Consider the following 14,461-nt stretch of genomic DNA (forward strand, 5'->3'; position numbering starts at 1 on the left):
GTTAGGCCACCTCAGGTGTGCGGTTGGCGGCAAGTTCGGCGCGGCGCAATCGCACGCCCTCAGCGTCGAATATCATGGCCGCGTTTAAATCAAAGGTCAGGCCGACCTGAGCCCCCAGACCCAAACTCTGCCGCTGCGTCGGCATGGCCCGCAAGGTCACACGCGACCCATTGCTGTCCAAGGCAATTTGGGCAAAGATCTCGGACCCAAGGTTTTCGAAATGCACGACCCGTCCGGTCAGACGTGGCGAGGACTGAGTCAATCGCAGGGCTTCGGGGCGTAGACCCAATTGCATGACTTTTGGGCTGTCGATGGAGAAACGAGAGGTCAAAACCTGATCAAAAACGGTCAGCTCCGTGCCGTTGCGCTCGACCGGCAAGATATTGATCTTGGGCGAGCCGATGAATTCGGCCACCCGAATGTCGTCAGGGTCTTCATAGATCTCATCGGGGGCCGCACATTGCAGGATCTCACCGTCCATCATCACCGCAATACGGTCGGACATGGTCATGGCTTCGACCTGATCATGGGTGACGTAAATGAAGGTGGCCTTCAGGCGGCGGTGCAGCTCGGCGATTTCAGCGCGGGTCTGTACACGCAGCTTGGCATCAAGGTTTGACAGCGGTTCATCCAACAAGAATGCGGCCGGATCGCGCACCAAGGCGCGGCCCAGTGCTACGCGCTGCCGCTGTCCGCCCGACAATTGTCCAGGCTTGCGGTCCAGAAGTGCTGCGATTTCCAGCATCTCAGCCGCTTGCCGAACCGCTTGGGCAATATCGTCTTTTTGGGTCCGCGCACCGGGCAAGAAACCGCCCAGCACCGGCAACCGCTGCAATGCTGTCATTTGGCGCATTTGCAAAGGCACGGCGATGTTTTCGGCCACGGTCAAATGCGGATAAAGCGCGTAGGATTGAAATACCATCGACAGATTACGATCCGCCGCACGGAGCTGTGTTACATCTTTTCTGCCGATCGAGATGTTGCCGCTCGTTGGCGTCTCCAGCCCAGCGATGATCCGCAACAGTGTCGATTTTCCGCAACCAGATGGCCCCACCAGTGAAATGAACTCACCATCCTTCACATCTAGGGTCACCCCTTTCAAAACGGAAGTCTCTCCGAAGTCCTTGGTGACAGATGCGATTTGCAGATCTGACATGTGATTCCCCCGTGTTGCAGCCAAGCAATAAGCGGTGAGCACAACTGTTTTGTGTCGTCATATTAGTGAAACCGATGGGTTCTATGTGGAGAGCAAAAGGAAAGTTCATGCGCCCCAACCACCATCAATTCGAAGCCTTTGCCTATGTCGTCCGTGAGGGGAGCTTTTCTGCCGCCGCAACTCGGCTGGGCGTCACCCAATCCACGATCACGCAACATGTTGCGAACCTCGAAAAAGGCGTCGGAACGCTGCTTTTGCTGCGCGGCCGCGACGGGGTCGAATTGACCCCGACAGGACAGGATTTTTACGATCTGGCCGACCGCATGGTCGCCCTCAGCGCAGAGGTCACCGAGCGGCTCGAAGGGTTCAATGCCATGAAAGAAGGCCGTCTCAAGATCATCGGAAATGCGCCGCAACCCGCGCTAAAGATCATCGCAAGGTTTCAGCGCCGGTTTCCCGATATCCGCGTCGATTTCGGCCTTCACGATTGGACGACTGCCAAATCGATGATTAGCAACCGCCTTGCGGATGTGGGTTTGATCACGGATGCGCCCGAGCATGAGCATTGGGAGAGAATCCACATCGAAAGCGCGAAGTATGTGATTTATTGCCGCTGCGATCACCCTTTCGCAAAGCGCAGCAAGATTTCACTGTCTGAGCTCGAACAAGAGACAGTCATTATCCCGGAAAATGGGTCACTCACGCGTCGCTTGCTGGACCAAGCCTGCGATCGCTACACCATCTCGCTAAATCGCTTGGCCACAATGACGACCTTCCCATTGATGTGCGAAGCGGTGTTGCAGGGAATTGGTGTCGCGTTGTTCTTGCAAAACAGCAGCCTCATCAAAGACAATCTTTTCGAAATTGACATCGAAGAAATGCCTGAAGCCCGAAACACGTCCCTTATCGCCACCAAAGACCGTGCGCGGTTGAAGCTGGTTTCAGAATTCATAAACGCCGCAATTGAATGAGAAACCCCTGAGCGTTCGGCTTCACTAAGGATACCAAAAGCAGCCGCTCGTGTGTCGTGCAGCATTGGTAAAAGAGGGCTCAGAGCCGCCGTTAGCCGCAACAGGCGCGAACTACCGCTTTGGGCCGAACACGATGCTGCACCTGCGAAATAGGCTTCCATGCTGCGATGTGCGTGACTGTAATGGTGAAGGTTTCGACATGGGCAAGCCCCGTAAGCGGGGCCGGGCTGCTGAGGCTCCGCCCTGAATTCTGACCTTGCTGTATTCCTGTGCCAATACGTCTTGGCCTGTCTCATCCTGAGCCATCCCAAGACGTTTGCCACATGGTCGCCTTCACGATCCGCTTTCAGCCCTGACGGGTCTGCATCCCTCTTGCAAGGCGGACGCTGCCGCCGGGCGAAGCCGAGGGGCTTTAGTCTTCGCCACCTGGCATAAGATTCAGAAGGGCTATGCGTCTGGCTTCTGGTCGAACAGAATAACGTGCGCGCCTTCTTCACTGTCAGGGTTGCCTACCAGCACGAACGGCATATCCGACCCGTTCTTCTCGTAGAGACGGCGGTATTTCATCTGGCCGCTGAGCGGATCGCGCACTTGGTCGTAGCGAAAGCTGTGCTGAACGCCGTCTTCGATCCAGGCCTTGACGCCATCGGGGGTCACCAGTGCAAGCGGCGCGCCGTCCAGCAAGATTGTCTCGCCAACGTTGAAAATCTCTTTCATCTCATGGGTCTCCTATCGGTCTTCTTTGGTAGCGTTGCAAACCGTCGTCGCCTTTGCAACGATCTCCGCCCCGCGTGTTCTCTCTCTCTCGGTGTCATTGCCCTCGGATCACAATCGTGTCCTGCTCCGGTCGCTTGCGAGCATTTTGGGTCTGGAGGCTGTCTATCCTGCGTCCCCATAGGCCTCGTACCTCAGGTTCGCACTGTCCGACGGATCAAAGTCATCGGACCATCTTGTACGGCGCATGCCGCAGATCCACTGGAACACGACGCCAACCTCGACCTCTTCACCGTTTACCGTCGCCCAAATGACTTCGACGGGGTAACCCGCATAATTCTTCATGCTCTTCTCCTGACCTCCATTTGGTCGGAGCCGCAGTTATCAGGTAGCAGGTATATGCCGGTACCTATATATGCTTGGCCAACACAAAACGGAGTTTACAAACTTGCTTTACAGGCCTCTACATATTGCGCTCTTTCTGGGCGCGGCTTCATCGGCTGTCGCTGCCGAGTGGGAGATCGGCTTGTCGCGAGGTCTGGAGACCTATGCTGCGACTGCAAACGACGGGACTTTGCTCTTAGTTTGCGATCCAGACCGTGTCTACAACCCAAACGTGAGCCATGCCTATTTTTTATCGCGTCACAGCGATGACAAAGCGCCACAACGCATTGTCTTTCTTGCGGCGACCGGAGAGCAGGCTGCCTTTTCTGTGCAGGACGGGATCGCAACGCAACGCGATGCTGATCCTGCCGAATGGGCACAGCTCATCGACATGATCGAGGCGGGCGGTCAAATCGCTGTCGTGACTGCACGCGATGCCTTTACGCTGGATCAGGACGCACTGCCCGGGCTTCGATGCCGCTGATCTTTCGAGCGAGTTCTTCGATTTCGGATCTCAGTACCGCCTTGCCGAAGGCAGACAACAGTTGCGTCACCCCATAGACGTTGAGCGGGTCATCAATGCTCATCTGCAGCACTGCCGCATGGGCGGCGTCGAGCCTGATCATCGATTTCATAAAGGGGGCACCAGTGCCTTTGGGCTCGGTCAGGCGTGGTCGTGCAGCGGAGGCAACCTCATGCCAGGTCGCGGTGTCGCGCAGTTTCTGCATGCGGGCGCGAACCTCTTTTACCAAGGCACGCTGAACGTAGTCCAGGCCAAGGCCAGATCGTTCTGCCAGCGCATCAATCCGTGCCTTATCCTTAGCCCCGATGCGCACGTAATAGGTTCGAGACTGCGTTTCGGTGCTATTGCTGCAAGCATCATCCGCCAGCGGCTGGGTGGATACCCCTGGGTCGATGCGCGCGGTTTCAGCCGAGGCTGCCTGTTGCCCTTTCCGGGGTTCTTTCTCGTCCACCGAATTTACCGCTGGGCCTTCTGTCGCGACCGCTGCCGCCGTACTCTGATTGAATGCGGCATATTTCGTGGCGCTCGTGGCGAACTGCCGCGACCGCGCCAACCTGTCTTCGTTCGAGACAGCGGTCCCGGACCGGTTTGGAATCTTCCTAGCCATTGGCAGCGTCCACCATGGCCTCGATGTCGCAAAGGATCTCACTGCATAAGGCGAGGGCGGAGGAAAGATGCCCCGCCTGCAACCGATGACGAAGATCCTGTTCATAAATGTCCCGCACGTATCCCAGCGGTCCGGTCAGCGGCATGCGCTGGATCGCAGTGAGATGGGGCACCGGCGTGGGCAGAAGTGGCATGGTGGAAATCACCTCGAAGACCTCAAGGTCCTGCCGGTGAACCCTGCTTCTTGCCGCATCACGCTCAAAGTCATCGCCTGCGGTCACAAAATCGATCGCGCGTTTGTCCGCGTTCATCAATACCGCCGAAAACAGCGGGGCGGGGTCATCCGGTCCGAGCGTCTCGATCATGCGCATAACCCATGTCAGGGTTTTCAGGGCCGCCACGAAATCCGATTGTACCGGCACGGCCGGCACCAGGATCATGTCGCAGGCCAGCGCCAGTGTTTCGGTGTCGGGGTGTTCGCCGGGGCGGGTGTCGATCAGAACCAGATCAATACCTTCAGCCTCAAAGCTGTCCAGCGCGTGGTAAAGGCCTTCAACGGTCTCGGGGGCATCGGCCACGGTCAAGCCTGTGGGCCATGGAAGGCGTGGCAGATCACCGAAGTCGGCGCGCGCGCTTTTTGATTCCCATTCGAGGATTTGCTTGTCAGCATCCGCATCCATGACATGCACACGGCGGCCGCGTGCGAGCATGGCGGACGCAAGCATCTGTATGAGAGTTGTCTTTCCCGATCCGCCCTTCGCGGAGATGGCCGTCACAACAAGCATTCAATGTCTCCATAACGTATATTTTGGGCCGTTATGGCGATGCCTCGGGATGGCGTCCAGACCTTGCGCGATACAGGCGTTCAACCTTTGGGTCCGACAGATGTGCAGCTGCTGTGGCGATGTACTGTTTTGGCGATCATCTGTGTACGCGTTCGGTCAATCGGTCAGCAGGTCACTCACGCCGACCCTCATTGCAGCGTCCATTCTTTTCGCCATCGCGTCGTTGTGGCAATTTCCCAATGCTGCCATCAGCCTTCGAGGTGTCGGGTCACCTGACCATCGACTATCCGTATCAGCGCCGAGGTAATAAGCACGGTGCTGCGCAGGCGTTCCAATCCCACAAGGTCTTCTTCTCCTTCCGGGAGAACCCCTTTGAGCATTCAACGCCAATGAAGGGATATCGTGTCGGCTGCGCCGACGTCATTCCCGCGCCTGTTCAGGATCCGGGCCAGTGTCCCGGATCGCGGCGCGGGGGAGGCGGTGTCCCTTCGGTCTGTTCGTTGTCGCGTGGGGTTTACAGCAGGCATGGCCAAGGCCCTGCCTGCTGATCACCGAAGGTGCGACAACGGACCGAAAGGACGTTGACAGGAACGGTATTGTGTATGACAAAACTTGTGCGGCGACTCATTAGAGTTTTCGTGTTTACAAAAACTATCTAATGATAAATCTTGCCACCCATGTCCAAACGCCTCTCCACCATAGCCCGACAGGAGGTTCTCCGGCTTGCCGCGCAAGGGCTTGGCGATGGGGAGATCGCCGTGCGTGTTGGCTGCTCCCGGCCCACTGTCGCCCGCGTGCGGGCGCGCGGTGTGGTGACGGATCGAACCACAAAGGGCCGCGTGCTGCAGGTTCGGGTGTCCGCCCGTGAGGCCGAAGCATTCGAGGCGCTTGTGGCTGAGACGGGCATGAGCACGTCGGGTTTGCTCCGGCACATGATCCGTCTGTCATCCGGCATTGTCGCGTTTCGCCGGGACGAAGTCATGGCGCTCAAGGCATCGGCCAATCAGCTCAATGCCTTGGCGCGCAATCTTGTGCAGATGCTGAAGCTTGCCCATGCGGGCAAGCTGCGGTGGAACGCGCGCGACGCGGCACTGGTCGGTCGGCTTGCGGATCGGGCCGAAGAGGTTGCCCGGGCTGTGCAGGCTTTGCGCGCGGCCTCGCTGCGCGGGTCCTTCGTCCGGGTGTCCGATCTTCGGGACGTTGGGGAGGGGCAGCGCGATGGCTGAAACACGCACCCTCCAGCAGGCGGTATTGGGCGAGATACTGCCTCATGTGGGGCGGCGGTCTGCAGCCATGGCAGGCGAAGCGCGCGTATCGCCGGGCCGTCGGCGTGGTACGTCCGGCGGGGCAGTTGCGGTAATGTCCTGGAACGCGTTGCGGGTGCCGCAAAGCGTGGTGAAGCGGGTCGGCACGGGCGGGTGTCATTCGCCCAAAGAGTTACGCCGACAGATGAAATACATTCTGCGCGACGAGGCGCGGGTCGCAGCCTGGTCGAACCAGATCGGCATCGATCGTGTCTTTGGCGAGCGCGGCATGGAAAATGTCATTGCCGATTGGAGTGCTTCCTGGTGCGGGGCGCCGAAACGGGGTCACACCGATCACATCATCCTGTCCTTTCCCAAGGGAACCGAGGCGGAATTGGCGGAAGCCATCTCGCGCGAATGGGCGCAGGAGGTGTTCGGCGGGGATTACCGGGATCGATATCGGTATGTGGCGGCCCTCCATTGCAACACAGACCATGTGCATGCCCATGTTCTTGTCGACAAGGTCGGGATGGAGGACGGCAAGTTCCTCTCGATCAGCCGCCATTCCGAGATCAGCTATGACATGATGCGCGAGCTGCATGCGCAGATCGCGGGCGAGCACGGGCTGGTGCTGAACGCCTCTTCCCGTCTGTCGCGCGGCATCATGGAAAACGCCCCGCGGGACACTGATTTGCAGGCGGCCCGCAAGGAGGGACGGGAGCCAGTGGTTGCCCCGCTGGATCCTGAAAGCCGCGCTCTGCGAGAGGCCGAGATACGCAGACACGCCGAGGGGTATCGGCAGCTGGCGCAACTTGCGGGGATGGGCCTGGAGGCCGACACCCCTCCGGATGGATGGATGGGGCGCATCGCGGAGGGCGCAGAGCTTGCCGCCACCAACTTGATGAAAGGAATGCCGGTGAAAGAAGGGTTTGCCGAAGGGGTTGATATCCCCGCTGCCGGAGCGGATGTGATCGGTCGTCTGATCGCCGCCCGCGAGACATTGCAAGCGGAAGCCGACACCGCCTGGAGCGCCATTCAGGACATGGCGCCCGGTGCCGAAAAGGTCGAACTGGAACAGCTCTTTGCCGGGCAGGCCCGCGAAATGGGCACGCTTCTGGGCCGGGACTTTCTTGCGGATCATTCTTCATCGGTGTCGCCCGAGCGCGATCCCTACAGTGTGCAGGGGATTGCGGGACTGGCTGCACGGGCAGGAGACGAGGGCCATCCGCTCTCGGCTGAGGCCGATGCTGCACTGGGTCATTTCCGAGCGGAATTGGCGCGGGTTCTGGCACCCATGGAGGCACGACTCGAGGAGGCTGGCAGCAGCGTCGAAGAAGTCGCTGCCCGTTTCACCGCACCCCATTGCAGCAAGGCGCAACTCGAAGCATCACGCCCAGTGGACGCCCAGGAGCGCTCGGACTGGCTTGGGCTCGAACGCGACCTGCAGGCGCGCGCGCGTGATGTTTTTGCGGGGCTGCACATGGATCGTGATCTTTTGGCGGATCTGGCGCGTCAAGACATTCTTGACGCAGGGCAGGGCAGCCGCCTTGCCGACATCGCCACGCTGGACAAGCTGATCTCCGACGTGCGGCAAGACCTGCGCGACGGGGATATGGATCAGCTGGCAGCGGGCCGGATCGATCCGCTCATGGACCGCATCGAAGACCCTGGTCTGCGACAAGCCGTGTTCTCGGAGCTAAAGGCCATCGCCGCAGTGGATGCGGATGATGACATTGCCGGCCGCGACAGCGAACCCGCCGCCACCTATCGGACCCGGATCGAGGCTTTCGAGCGCGCCGAGGAGCGAGGGCGCGACCGGGACGATACCAGTGGCGATTACGGCCTTTAGAGGATTCAAAACATGCTGCATGCAATGGAAAGCCGTTGGCGGTATCCGATCGCCATCCTGCTCGGTCTCGGTGTTGGCACCTGGATCGGTGCCGCGATCGCCACGCTCTATCTGATGGCGCGATTTGGTGAAGACCTGGGTGGGTTCGATATTTTCGAACTTTGGCTGCTCAATCTGTCTGATCCACGGATCAAGGCAAACCCTGCGGTGGAACATACTGCGTGGCTCATCACGGCACTTCCTGCCCTGCTTCTGGCGGCGACAGGAGCGACATCCGTTCATCGCGGGTCGCTCACCGATTATGATGATGCGCATTTCCAGTCGCGTCCCGAGCTCCGCCGCAACCGTATGTCGGCGTCTCTTTCCCAGAACGGCTTTCTGTTCGGCAAGCTCGGGTCACCTGCGTCCCCTGCGCCTTTCGTGTCTGCCACGCCAGATCGCTTCCCACACGCTATGATGATCGCGCCAACGGGCCGGGGCAAAGGGGTAGGCTTCGTTTTGCCGAACCTTTTGCACTTCCAGGGCAGTGCCGTGATCCTCGACGTTAAGGGCGAGAATTTCGAGAAGACATCCATCCACCGCAAAAAGGCGCTGAACAATCAGGTCTGGTACTTTTCGCCCTATGACTACGTTCAGCCCGAGGGCAAGAACGGGCCCGTCCTGACCCGCACGCACCGGTTCAATCCTCTCCAGCGCATTGCCGATCTGCCCAGCCCCGAGCAGCAATACACCGCCGTCAACACCATGGCGGACTTGTTCCTCATCGTCGAAAGCGTGAACGCGCAGAGCTTTTTCCAGGCCGGACGCAGCCTGTTCGTGGCGTCTTGCCTCTATGCCATCGAGACCGGCAAGCCGACGATCGGTGAGGCGCTGCGGATCATGACTGGCGGCGGCAATAAAAAGGAATTCTACAAACGGGCCGCCATGCAGACCGCGAACCCGGTGGTGGCAGAGATTTTCCTGAGCATGGCCGACGAAGTGGACAAGATTCTCGATTCCTATGTCAGTGTGATCCGCGGTGCCGGATTGGAGCTCTGGCTCGATCCGGCGGTGGACCGAGCGACACAGGCAAGCGATTTCGACTTCGGGACGTTCCGACGAAAGCCACAGTCGCTCTATATTGTCGTGCAGCCGGAGCACCTGAAAACACTGGCCCCCCTGATCCGGCTCCTGTTCGCCGATGCCATCGCATGTCTGCAGCGCGCGCATCCCGGACCGGACGAGCCACATCCCGTCATGTTCCTGATGGATGAATTCGACCAACTGGGCAAACAACCCCTGGTCTTGCAGAGCATCAAGACGATCCGTTCCTATGGCGGGCGGCTCTTTATCATCTCGCAGTCGATCCCCGGTCTTGAGGGCATCTACGGCGAAACCGACCGCCGCGCGCTGCAGGCCGGTGCGGGTGTACAGATCTACATGACCCCGCAAGATGATCGCACTGCCGACGTGCTGTCCGCAGCCCTCGGCAAACGCACGATCGTGGGCAAGACCAGATCACAGGCAACCGTGCGCAAGCTCTCGGAAAGCGCAAATATCAGCCGTCGCTCGGAAGAACGGGCGCTGGTATCCCCCGCTGAATTGCTGCGTTTCCCGCTCGACAAAGTCCTTGTCCTGCCCGAGGGGCAATATCCCATCAAGGCGGATCACATCCGCTACTATGCGGACCGGCATTTTGAGGAGATCGACAAAGCACGGCAAGGGCATGCCTTGCCCTATCCTCCTGCTGCAGCGCCAGTCTCGAACAGGCCGAAGAAAATCACCCTCGAGCAACCAGAACCCGCAGCACCCGCGGCGATCTCCATGGGCGACAAGGAATTCGAGACTGCGGTCCAGACCTATACAGGCGCGCTACAGGGATACGCAGAAGCCGCCAGGGCAAAGCCAAAGAAAACACGATCTGGTCGTAGGCAACGGAGCTCAGGCTTGGCCGGAACTAGTACAGCCTGACCACTTCTAAATCATTAAACAAATAGAAACCAAGGCTTAAGAAGCGCTTACGATCCTAGTCTGGGCTTAGGTAGTGGATTAAGGTGATGGGGTGGCCGATGGCCGAATGCTTGGAGAAGGGCTGACGCTTGGCTTCGCCCAAGGCTCCGAGTTATTCTTTTTGGCAGTGTAAACAGCTTTGCGCATTTATTTTCAAAGCGTTGCACATTCTGCCGCGAGAGTTAGTGTGACATCATTTCCGAACATATGACCTATGGGGGAACTTTTGCGGATTGTCGACAACACAACCACGCTGCTGGGAGATGATCTGAAAAGCGAGCTGTCCGGCGCGTCGAAATTTCGGGTCGCCGCCGCGTGCTTCTCTATTTACGCATTCGATGCCCTGAAAACGGAATTGAGTGAACTAAAAGAGTTCGAGTTCATTTTTACCACACCGACGTTTACCCCAAACGGTGCGATCGACCGCATCAAGAAGGAGAAGCGTGAGTTTTTCATTCCCAAAGGGCGAGCGGCAGAAACGCTTTCAGGCAGCGAGTTTGAGATTCAGCTTCGGAACAAGATGACTCAACGGGCGGTCGCGCGGGAATGTGCCGACTGGATCCGCAAAAAGGCGCGCTTCAAGTCGAACGTCACATCAGCACCGATGCAGCAGTTCGGACATGTGCAGCGGTCCGAGACCGGTGCGGCCTATATGCCGCTGTCAGGGTTTACCGCTGTTGACCTCGGGTATCAGCGCGGGGATGCGGTCTCAAGCTACACACAGGTCATGGATGAGCCCCAGTTTGCGCAGACCTACCTGAACCTCTTTGACCAGATCTGGAATGATGAGGAAAAGCTGCGAGATGTCACGGCCGAAGTCCTTGAGCACATCGAGTCCGTGTACCAGGAGAATCCTGCCGAACGGGTCTACTTCATGATTCTGTTCAACCTGTTCAGCGACTTCCTGAGCGAGATCGATGAGGACGTTCTGCCTAAGGATCGAACCGGTTATCTTGAAAGTCTTGTTTGGCAGAAGCTCTTCAATTTCCAGCGAGATGCCGCCGTCGGCGTTATCAACAAGCTGGAAACTTATAACGGGTGCATTCTGGCCGACAGTGTGGGGCTGGGCAAAACCTTCACGGCTCTGGCGGTGGTGAAGTATTACGAACTGCGCAACAAGGACGTTCTGGTCCTGTGCCCGAAAAAGCTAGCAGACAACTGGCGCAACTATAATGCAAACCTGACCACCAACATTTTCGCCAAGGACCGGTTTCGATACGACGTGTTGTGCCATACGGACCTTTCACGAACGTCTGGCGAGTCATTCGGGATGCGGCTCGATCGTGTGAACTGGGGCAATTACGATCTGGTCGTCATCGATGAATCCCACAACTTCCGGAACAACGATGTCTACAAGGACCGCGAAACCCGTTACCAACGTCTGATGAACCAGGTGATCAAGGCCGGGGTCAAGACCAAGGTCCTGATGTTGTCGGCGACGCCGGTTAACAATCGTTTCACAGATCTGAGAAACCAACTGGCGCTTGCCTATGAAGGGCATTCAGATGCCCTGAGCAAGAACCTGAAAACCAAGACCAGCGTGGAAGAGATATTTCGTCGCGCGCAGACTGCGTTTAACGTCTGGTCCAACTTACCCCCGGATCAAAGGACGCCAGCCTCCATCCTAAGGGCACTGGATTTCGATTTCTTCGAGCTGCTCGATGCGGTGACGATCGCGCGATCCCGCAAGCATATCGAAACCTTCTACGACACGGCGGACATCGGCAAGTTTCCAACGCGACTGAAGCCGTTGTCACATCATCTGCCGATCACGCACCGTGACGACGTCATCGGCTTCAATGAGATATTCGCCCAGCTGAGCGACCTGAAAATGGCCGTCTATGCACCGGTCAACTATATCCAGCCCAGTCGTTTGAAAAAATATGAAGACCTCTATGACACCAAGACGGAGGGCGGCAAAGGCACGCTGAAACAGGCTGACCGCGAGAAGAGCCTGCAAGCCTTGATGACGACCAACCTGCTCAAGCGGTTGGAAAGCTCTGTCCATGCATTCCGCAAGACCCTTGGCGCGCTGTCCGGCAATATCGGCCGGACGCTGGATGCCATTGCCCAGTTCGAGGCTTCCGGCGGTGCAGCGACGGTCGAGGATTTGGACATCGACCTGGAAGCTGTTGCGGACGAGGATGACGACTTCGCCGATTTCTCTGTAGGTAAGAAGATCAAGATTGATCTGGCAGATATGGACGTCACGGCCTGGAAGCAGGAGTTGTCGGTCGACAAGATCATCATCGATGGCCTGATTGCCGAGATGGAGAAGGTCACGCCCGAAGACGACGCGAAGCTTCAGCATCTAATTGCCGAGATCGCCGGAAAGATGGCCAACCCTCTGAACCCCGGCAACAGCAAGGTGGTCGTTTTCACCGCCTATGCCGATACCGCGAACTACCTGTTCGATCAGCTCGCGCCACATTTCGCCGATGCACAGAACATTCACAGCGGCATTGTCACCGGATCGGGCAATCCGCGAACCACGCTCAAGAAATACTATGACTTCCAATCCGTCCTGACGCTCTTTGCCCCCCGCGCCAAGGAGAAGGACAAGATCATGCCCGATGATCCGGCTGAGCTGGACATCCTGATCGGCACCGACTGCATATCCGAGGGACAGAACCTTCAGGATTGCGACTACCTGATCAACTATGACATCCACTGGAATCCTGTTCGCATCGTCCAGCGGTTCGGCCGGATCGACCGCATCGGCTCGCCCAACACCCAGATCCAGCTGTCCAACTACTGGCCCGACATCAGCCTGGACGAATACATCAACCTCAAGGAACGCGTCGAGAACCGGATGCATATCGTCGACATGGCGGGCACCGGCGAGGATAACGTGCTCACCTCCAAAAGCTCGGACGTCGCCTACCGCAAGGACCAACTTCAGCGCCTTCAGAACGAGGTGATCGAGCTTGAGGACGTGAAGACCGGCATTTCCATCACCGACCTGGGCCTGAACGACTTCCGGATGGACCTGCTCAACTACCTCAAGACCCATGATGACCTGCCGCGCATGCCGCATGGGTTGCACACGGTCATCCCGTCGGACCCCAAGCGCGGCCTGCACCCCGGCGTGATCTTCACGCTGCGCAACATCCATGACAGCGTGAACGTGGGCCAGCAGAACCGCCTGCATCCTTATTACCTGATCTATATCGGTCAGGACGGCCAGATCATCGCGGACCAGACACAGGTCAAACGCCTGCTTGATCTGATCCGGTCGGGCTGCAAGGGCGTCACACAGCCCATTCGCGACTTGTGCACAGCCTTCAACGCGGAAACGCAGGACGGGCGCAAGATGGGCACCTACTCAAACCTGCTCAACGACGCCATCCGCTCGATGATCGAGGTCAAGGAGGAACGTGACATCGACAGCCTGTTCTCGGGCGGGCATACCACGGCGCTGACCCAGACCATCGCGGGGCTGGAGGATTTCGAACTCATCGCCTTCATCGTGGTGCGCGACCCATGACGCTGTATCAATACCCGCCCCAAACTGCCTTGAAACGTGTGATCCCCAAGACCCGCATCTATGACGGGGCCGCCGCCAGCACGGCCCTGCGCGAGCGTTTCGTGCGCGAGGTGGATCAGATCACATGGGCGCACAAGCTCGCCCCCGAAACGCTGAACCTGCCCGCCACGCCTGCGGTGCCGGAAATTCAGGTGTTCCGTATTACGCTCAAGGGCGACGCGCTGCATGACGACATCCTGCGCGCCATGGATCGCGCCATTCCCTTCCCGCTGCTGTTCGAGCTGGTGGCGGGGGACCGCATCCAACCCGCCGCCGCCTATAAACGCCCGTCCGAGGCGGAGCGCGGCAAATGGGTGCTGTCCGATCCCTTGCGGGGGGAGTGGACCGCGCATGACGCCCCCCGCGCGCCCTTGCCGGTGGCGGTCAACCTGGGTGTGCTCTATGAGCGGATGCTGTCCGCGCTTATGCCGGTTGCGCCGGTGCCGGGCGAGGATGTGGAGAGCCGCCTTGCGCGACTGACGGCAATCAGGGCAAAAGAGCGTGAGATTGCGCAGCTTCAGTCGAAGTTGAAACGCGAAAGCCAGTTTAATATCAAAGTGACGCTGCACGGCCAATTGGCCGAGGCACAGGCGGCCATTGACCATATGAAAGACCCGGGAAAAACGGGCGGGGGAAACCATGAGTGACGAGATTGAAAAGCTGAAAATGCACAGCCCCGACCTGACCGCGCAGAATGTGGAGCGGATCGCTGCG

The 14,461-nt window shown here is 58.6% G+C and carries 12 protein-coding genes; 7 read left to right on the forward strand and 5 right to left on the reverse strand.

Annotation, left to right across the window (positions count from 1 at the left end; all coding sequences use genetic code 11):
- Position 1: 1 nt before the first annotated feature.
- A complete protein-coding gene (locus tag PhaeoP97_RS19335; RefSeq protein WP_072506877.1) occupies positions 2–1,156 on the reverse strand; it encodes an ABC transporter ATP-binding protein in 1,155 nt (384 codons plus the stop codon).
- A 107-nt stretch (positions 1,157–1,263) separates the two neighbouring features.
- On the opposite strand from PhaeoP97_RS19335, the gene PhaeoP97_RS19340 reads away from it, so the two are divergent.
- Positions 1,264–2,127 carry a LysR family transcriptional regulator gene (locus tag PhaeoP97_RS19340; RefSeq protein ID WP_072506878.1) on the forward strand — a complete coding sequence of 288 codons (864 nt, stop codon included), beginning with the start codon at positions 1,264–1,266 and terminating at the stop codon, positions 2,125–2,127.
- A gap of 447 nt (positions 2,128–2,574) precedes the next feature.
- Here the strand turns inward: PhaeoP97_RS19340 and PhaeoP97_RS19345 are convergent, their stop codons facing one another.
- Positions 2,575–2,844 (reverse strand): hypothetical protein, encoded by a 270-nt coding sequence (locus tag PhaeoP97_RS19345; RefSeq protein ID WP_072506879.1) that lies wholly within the window; start codon positions 2,842–2,844, stop codon positions 2,575–2,577.
- A 162-nt stretch (positions 2,845–3,006) separates the two neighbouring features.
- Entirely contained in the window at positions 3,007–3,186 is a 180-nt protein-coding gene (locus PhaeoP97_RS19350) for a hypothetical protein (protein ID WP_072506880.1), read from the reverse strand.
- A 181-nt stretch (positions 3,187–3,367) separates the two neighbouring features.
- Here PhaeoP97_RS19350 and PhaeoP97_RS19355 point away from each other — a divergent pair, with 181 nt between their 5' ends.
- A complete protein-coding gene (locus PhaeoP97_RS19355; protein ID WP_157891281.1) occupies positions 3,368–3,709 on the forward strand; it encodes a hypothetical protein in 342 nt (113 codons plus the stop codon).
- Here the strand turns inward: PhaeoP97_RS19355 and PhaeoP97_RS19360 are convergent.
- Both PhaeoP97_RS19360 and PhaeoP97_RS19365 read right to left on the reverse strand, forming a co-directional pair.
- On the reverse strand, positions 3,666–4,355 hold the full coding sequence (locus PhaeoP97_RS19360; protein ID WP_072506882.1) for a hypothetical protein: 690 nt from the start codon (positions 4,353–4,355) through the stop codon (positions 3,666–3,668). The two genes, PhaeoP97_RS19355 and PhaeoP97_RS19360, sit on opposite strands and share 44 nt — an antisense overlap.
- On the reverse strand, positions 4,348–5,139 hold the full coding sequence (locus PhaeoP97_RS19365) for a nucleotide-binding protein (protein ID WP_072506883.1): 792 nt from the start codon (positions 5,137–5,139) through the stop codon (positions 4,348–4,350). Before PhaeoP97_RS19365 ends, PhaeoP97_RS19360 begins: the two co-directional genes overlap by 8 nt.
- A gap of 677 nt (positions 5,140–5,816) precedes the next feature.
- On the opposite strand from PhaeoP97_RS19365, the gene PhaeoP97_RS20385 reads away from it, so the two are divergent.
- From PhaeoP97_RS20385 to PhaeoP97_RS19390, 5 genes are all read left to right on the forward strand, one after another.
- Positions 5,817–6,365, forward strand: a complete 549-nt coding sequence (locus PhaeoP97_RS20385) for a plasmid mobilization protein (protein ID WP_072506884.1) — start codon at positions 5,817–5,819, stop codon at positions 6,363–6,365.
- Positions 6,358–8,232, forward strand: a complete 1,875-nt coding sequence (locus PhaeoP97_RS19375) for a relaxase/mobilization nuclease domain-containing protein (RefSeq protein ID WP_072506885.1) — start codon at positions 6,358–6,360, stop codon at positions 8,230–8,232. Before PhaeoP97_RS20385 ends, PhaeoP97_RS19375 begins: the two co-directional genes overlap by 8 nt.
- Positions 8,233–8,244: 12 nt before the next feature.
- Complete coding sequence (locus PhaeoP97_RS19380; RefSeq protein WP_072506886.1) at positions 8,245–10,182, forward strand: type IV secretory system conjugative DNA transfer family protein; 1,938 nt, start codon at positions 8,245–8,247, stop codon at positions 10,180–10,182.
- Positions 10,183–10,447: 265 nt separating this feature from the next.
- Positions 10,448–13,708 (forward strand): helicase-related protein, encoded by a 3,261-nt coding sequence (locus PhaeoP97_RS19385; protein ID WP_072506919.1) that lies wholly within the window; start codon positions 10,448–10,450, stop codon positions 13,706–13,708.
- Entirely contained in the window at positions 13,705–14,394 is a 690-nt protein-coding gene (locus PhaeoP97_RS19390) for a DUF4391 domain-containing protein (RefSeq protein ID WP_072506887.1), read from the forward strand. Before PhaeoP97_RS19385 ends, PhaeoP97_RS19390 begins: the two co-directional genes overlap by 4 nt.
- Positions 14,395–14,461: the final 67 nt, after the last annotated feature.

The sequence above is a fragment of the Phaeobacter porticola genome, assembly GCF_001888185.1.
In the GTDB taxonomy this organism is placed as follows: Bacteria; Pseudomonadota; Alphaproteobacteria; order Rhodobacterales; family Rhodobacteraceae; genus Phaeobacter; species Phaeobacter porticola.